Consider the following 3,933-nt stretch of genomic DNA (forward strand, 5'->3'; position numbering starts at 1 on the left):
TGCGCCGCCCGGGAGCCCGGGGCGGCCGGCCCGGGGGCGACGGGTCTGAGCCGGGTGGTCGGCGGGTCGTCGTCGTGGGGCCGCGCCGCCGGCGGCTGCGGGGCTCCCGGCGGCTCACCCGGTCCGTACGGAATGGTCACTGGCGCCCCCTGCTGTGGTCCATACCTGTACAGCGCGCGGTCGCGCGAGAATGTCACGCTCGCGGCAGTACCTACAGTTGGCGCATGGCCAAGAAGCTTGTGATCAAGGTGACCGCGGGTACGGATGCGCCGGAGCGCTGCTCCCAGGCGTTCACGGTGGCGGCCGTCGCCGCCGCCAGCGGCGTGGAGGTGTCGCTCTGGCTGACCGGCGAGTCCGCGTGGTTCGCGCTGCCCGGCCGGGCAGCGGAGTTCGAACTGCCGCACGCCGCGCCGCTGCCGGAGCTGATCGACGGGGTGCTGGCGGCCGGGCGGATCACGTTGTGCACGCAGTGCGCCGCGCGCCGCGGGATCGGGGAGAAGGACGTGCTGGAGGGCGTACGGATCGCCGGGGCGCAGGTGTTCGTCAGCGAGGCGATGGCGGACGGCAGCCAGGCGCTCGTCTACTGAGCGGGCGCCATCGGCGGCCGCACCCCTTCAACCGTCCTCCCCTCCACTTCTCACTTCTCGTCCCACCACGTGTCGCCCTCCTCCCGCCGGTTGCCGACGATGACCGCCACCGGCGGGAGGGCGGCCGCGACCACGCACATGGCGATGGCGGCGGCCGCGGAGAAGGGGTAGACGACGGCACCGGCGAGTACGAACAGCAGTACCGCGGTGCCCATCAGCAGGAAGTACCGCCTCCGGCGCCGCGGCTGACTCCGCGGCACGCGGGGGTCCGGTTGCACGCCGGAACGGCGGAAGCCCCGCATACCTCCACGGTACGCCCGGGAGGCGGTGCGGGGCTCCGGCGCCGGCTGCGGGCCGGCCGGCCTCAGATCGCGATCGCGACCTCCGAGAGGCCGCCCTGCTGGGCGACCACGGTGCGGTCGGCGGTGCCGCCGGGCACCAGGGCCCGTACGGTCCAGGTGCCCTCCGCGGCGTAGAACCGGAACTGGCCGGTCGCCGAGGTCGGGACCTCGGCGGTGAACTCGCCGGAGGCGTCCAGCAGCCGCACGTAACCGGTGACGGGCTCGCCGCCGCGGGTCACGGAACCCTGGATGGTGGTCTCGCCGGCCTTGACGCCGGCGGCGTCGGGGCCTCCTGCCTTGGCTCCGCACATGTGGAGTCGTGTCCTTTCTCGGGGGGTGGCCGGGCGGTCGGCGGTCAGTCGTTGGCGCCGAGCTCGATCGGCACGCCGACGAGCGAGCCGTACTCGGTCCAGGAGCCGTCGTAGTTCTTGACGTTCTCCTGGCCCAGCAGCTCGTGCAGCACGAACCACGTGTGCGCCGAGCGCTCGCCGATGCGGCAGTAGGCGATGGTGTCCTTCGACAGGTCCACGCCCTCGCCCTCGTACAGCTCCTTCAGCTCGTCGTCCGACCTGAAGGTGCCGTCGTCGTTGGCCGACTTCGACCACGGGATGTTGCGCGCGGAGGGCACGTGCCCGGGGCGCTGCGACTGCTCCTGCGGGAGGTGCGCCGGGGCGAGCAGCTTGCCGGAGAACTCGTCGGGGGAGCGCACGTCGACGAGGTTGAGGGTGCCGATCGCGGCCACGACGTCGTCGCGGAAGGCGCGGATGGCGGTGTCCTGCGGCTTGGCCTTGTACGCGGTCGCCGCGCGCTGCGGCACCTCGGCGACCAGGTCGCGGGAGTCCAGCTCCCACTTCTTGCGGCCGCCGTCGAGGAGCTTGACGTCGCCGTGGCCGTAGAGCTTGAAGTACCAGTAGGCGTACGCCGCGAACCAGTTGTTGTTGCCGCCGTAGAGGACGACCGTGTCGTCGTTGGCGATACCGCGCTCGGACAGCAGCTTCTCGAAGCCGGCCTGGTCGACGAAGTCGCGGCGCACCGGGTCCTGGAGGTCGGTCTTCCAGTCGATGCGGACGGCGTTCTTGATGTGGTTCTTGTCGTACGCGGCGGTGTCCTCGTCGACCTCGACGAGGACGACCTTCGGGCTGTCGAGGTTGGCCTCGACCCAGTCGGCGTCCACCAGGACGTCACTGCGGCTCATCTGCTTCTCTCCTCCGGAGCGCTGGGACAGGGGTACGGGCGGGTGTGCACCCGGCGCGCGCAGCAGGCAGCGCGGTGCGCCGGGGGGCGGAGTGTGCGGACAGCCGGGCGGGCGGTGCGGGGAGGCACTGGCCCGGCTGGGGGCGGGAGCTGCGGGCCCGGACCCCGGTCAGGCGGTGCGACAGAGCATGGCGGCGACGCGGCACAGGTCGACCGCGCGCCGCTTGGTCAGGTGATCTGCCTGTCCCCGGGGGCGGGGACCGCTCTTCGAGCACAGCATGCCGTCGATCGTACGGAGGGACGTGCGCATGTGTCACCGTTGTGTCGGACTATGAGACGGCTTCGTCCGGAATGTGGGACGGGAGCGGGGTGCGGACGCCTCGCGACGAGGTGGGCGGGGGGTGGCGGGGGCGGGCCTTCTGCGGAACGGACGCGGCGGTCTCAGCTTGCGGACGGAGGTGGTTCGTCCGCGGCGCCCCGGCGGGCGGCGCTCAGCCCTTGGCCGAGCGCTCGTCGCCCAGCTCCACGTCCTTGCCGCTGCCCGTGACGACGATCCCGTCCTTCGTCACCTCGACGTCCGTCAGGCGTATCCCGGGCGGCAGGTCGTTGATCGTCCAGTTGTAGTCCATCCGGTCGCGTACGAAGTCCTCCAGGCCGGGCACGCCCTTCAGGTTGTCCACGCCGGTGGCGCGCAGCCGGATCGTGTCGCCGTCGACCACGCTGACCTTGCCGAGCAGCGACTCCTCCAGCCGCTGCCCGAGGAAGGAGGTCCCGACCGTCGCCCTCACCTTGTTCTCGCCGGCCGCGCCCTTCCCGCCGTACGAGACGTCCACCACCGGCAGCGCCGCGGAGATGTCGTCGTACGTGATCGTCACCTTGCCGTCGGCCTTGTCCGCCGTCGCCCGGTCCCAGTCGTCGCCCTCGATCCGCACGCCCTCCAGCTCGCCGCGCACCCCGTCCAGACGCAGGGCGCGACCGCTGCTGCCGACGGCGTCGATGCCGTCGATCCGCACGTCCACCGCCTCGAACTCGCGCGACATCACCTGGGTCAGGAAGGGGAACCCCTTGATGTCGATCTCCGGCCGCTGGGAGAGCCCGTACTGCTTCTCGATGCGGTCGGCCGCGTCCGACTCGGCCAGCCTGAGCGCGATGCGGTCGGCGGCCAGCGCGAGCAGGCAGAGCACGACAAGCACCACCGCTGTGATCTTCAACGCGCGCATCGGTTCTCCGCCCCCCGGTCGGTCGTGCCTGAGAGCTTAGACAGGTGTACGGCTGCGCACCCGCAGGATGGCGGGAGCGGCGGCCTGCGGGTACGGGTCAGAGCAGGGCCAGCCCGAGCAGGTGGACCGCGGGCACCGAGAGCGTCAGCGGCAGGGACACCCCGGCCGTCATGTGCACGAACCGCGACGGGTAGTCGTAGCTGGCCACCCGGACCGCGATGAGCACGCACACCCCGACGGCCAGGCCCAGCAGCCCGCCGGCGGCGCCCATGTCGGTGCCGAGTCCCGCCGCGAGACCGCCGGCCCCGGCCGCGGCGACCGCGGCGACGGGCGAGGCGTTCGGCGGCAGCGGCACCCCGCGGCCCAGCGTCCCGGCGGCCACGGCGACGGCGCCGACGACGACCGCGTGCCGCTCGGCGGCCAGATAGCCGGAGGCGAGGACGGCGAGGGCGGCGGCGGCGAGGGCGACGTTGAGCGCGGTGAGGCGCTCCTTGGGGGCGCTGGTGCTGCGCAGTTGGACGAGGGCGATGAGGAGGAACCAGCCGCCGAGCGAGCCGATCGCGGCGATCGTGGCGTCGTCCTCGTCGACCG

The 3,933-nt window shown here is 72.7% G+C and carries 6 protein-coding genes and 1 pseudogene; 1 reads left to right on the forward strand and 6 read right to left on the reverse strand.

Going from position 1 to position 3,933, the window contains the following annotated elements; genetic code table 11:
• Positions 1–224 precede the first annotated feature (224 nt).
• Complete coding sequence (locus H5J30_RS20990; RefSeq protein WP_181788942.1) at positions 225–587, forward strand: DsrE family protein; 363 nt, start codon at positions 225–227, stop codon at positions 585–587.
• A gap of 50 nt (positions 588–637) precedes the next feature.
• Here H5J30_RS20990 and H5J30_RS20995 read toward each other — a convergent pair whose 3' ends face one another.
• The 6 genes and pseudogenes from H5J30_RS20995 to H5J30_RS21015 all read right to left on the reverse strand — a co-directional run.
• Positions 638–865, reverse strand: coding sequence for a DUF3099 domain-containing protein (locus tag H5J30_RS20995; RefSeq protein ID WP_309505591.1), 228 nt, complete (start codon positions 863–865; stop codon positions 638–640).
• Between the two features lie 86 nt (positions 866–951).
• On the reverse strand, positions 952–1,239 hold the full coding sequence (locus H5J30_RS21000) for a DUF1416 domain-containing protein (RefSeq protein ID WP_181788944.1): 288 nt from the start codon (positions 1,237–1,239) through the stop codon (positions 952–954).
• A 44-nt stretch (positions 1,240–1,283) separates the two neighbouring features.
• Complete coding sequence (locus H5J30_RS21005; RefSeq protein ID WP_181788945.1) at positions 1,284–2,123, reverse strand: sulfurtransferase; 840 nt, start codon at positions 2,121–2,123, stop codon at positions 1,284–1,286.
• Between the two features lie 168 nt (positions 2,124–2,291).
• Entirely contained in the window at positions 2,292–2,432 is a 141-nt protein-coding gene (locus H5J30_RS37730; protein ID WP_372483220.1) for a putative leader peptide, read from the reverse strand.
• A 181-nt stretch (positions 2,433–2,613) separates the two neighbouring features.
• Positions 2,614–3,342 (reverse strand): LmeA family phospholipid-binding protein, encoded by a 729-nt coding sequence (locus H5J30_RS21010; RefSeq protein ID WP_181788946.1) that lies wholly within the window; start codon positions 3,340–3,342, stop codon positions 2,614–2,616.
• Positions 3,343–3,439: 97 nt separating this feature from the next.
• Positions 3,440–3,933 (reverse strand): annotated as a pseudogene (locus H5J30_RS21015) (hypothetical protein); the annotation flags it as partial.

It is taken from the genome of Streptomyces phytophilus (assembly GCF_013870535.1).
Classification (GTDB): domain Bacteria; phylum Actinomycetota; class Actinomycetes; order Streptomycetales; family Streptomycetaceae; genus Streptomyces; species Streptomyces phytophilus.